This is a genomic window from Streptomyces sp. NRRL B-24484, assembly GCF_000717715.1.
In the GTDB taxonomy this organism is placed as follows: domain Bacteria; phylum Actinomycetota; class Actinomycetes; order Streptomycetales; family Streptomycetaceae; genus Kitasatospora.
In genome coordinates this window covers 1-1052 of record NZ_JOAI01000127.1, presented here as the reverse complement: position 1 = coordinate 1052, position 1052 = coordinate 1, and the positions used below count along the sequence as shown (strand labels likewise).

1 protein-coding gene is annotated in these 1052 nt (G+C 68.0%); it reads right to left on the bottom strand.

What is annotated here, in order from left to right; translation table 11 throughout:
* Window positions 1–6: 6 nt before the first annotated feature.
* A partial coding sequence (locus IE98_RS0141540; protein ID WP_030277935.1) for a M4 family metallopeptidase occupies window positions 7–1052 on the bottom strand: 1046 nt, incomplete at its 5' end.

The following is a 1052-nucleotide window of genomic DNA, read 5'->3' as shown; positions in this document are numbered from 1 at the left end:
GGTGCGTCAGCTGACGTTCACCGCGGCCCAGGCAGCGGCGACCTGGGCGTACTCGGTGGAACCGGCACCGTAGAGGTCCGTCGCCGCGTTCAGGGTCGCGGTGCGCGCGCCCTTGTAGTTGGTGGTGGACGTCATGTAGACGCTCAGCGCCCGGTACCAGACCTGGAGCGCCTTGGCCCGGCCGATGCCGGTGACGGTGGAGCCGTTGTAGGTGGGGCTGTTGTAGCTGACGCCGTTGATCGTCTTCGCGCCGCTGCCCTCGGCCAGCAGGTAGAAGAAGTGGTTGGCGACGCCGGACGAGTAGTGGACGTCGAGCGAGCCCACCGACGACGACCAGTAGTCCGCCGAGCCGCCGTCCTTGGACGGCTTGTCCATGTAGCGCAGCGGCGAGCCGTCGCCGTTGATGTTGATCAGCTCGCCGATCAGGTAGTCGCCCTTGTCGGCGGCCAGGTTGGCGTAGAACTCCACGCCGGTGCCGAAGATGTCGCTGGTGGCCTCGTTCAGGCCGCCGGACTCGCCCGAGTAGTTCAGGCCCGCGGTGTTGGCCGTGACGCCGTGGCTCATCTCGTGGCCGGCCACGTCCAGCTCGGTCAGCGGGTGGGTGTTGGACGCGCCGTCGCCGTACGTCATGCAGAAGCAGGAGTCGTCCCAGAACGCGTTGACGTAGTTCCGGCCGTAGTGCACCCGGCTGTAGGCGCCGACACCGTTGTTCTTGATGCCGTTGCGGCCGAAGGTGTTCTTGTAGAAGTCCCAGGTCACGGCCGCGCCGTACTGGGCGTCCACGGCGGCGGACTGGCTGCTGGAGACCAGGCCGGTGCCCCACGCGTTGTCGGTGTCCGTCAGCAGGGTGCCCGCGCCGGAGGTCTTGTTGTTCAGCGTGGTGGTGTACTGGCCGCCGCGGGTGGCGTCCTTCAGCTGGTACGTCGAGCCGGTGTAGTTGGTGGTCAGCGGGACCGAGCCGACGAAGACGCCCTTGCCGGTGCCGGTCGCGTTGGTGGTCTGCACCTGCTCGTGGGTGGAGAGGACCTCGCCGCTCGCGGCGTCGGTGACCA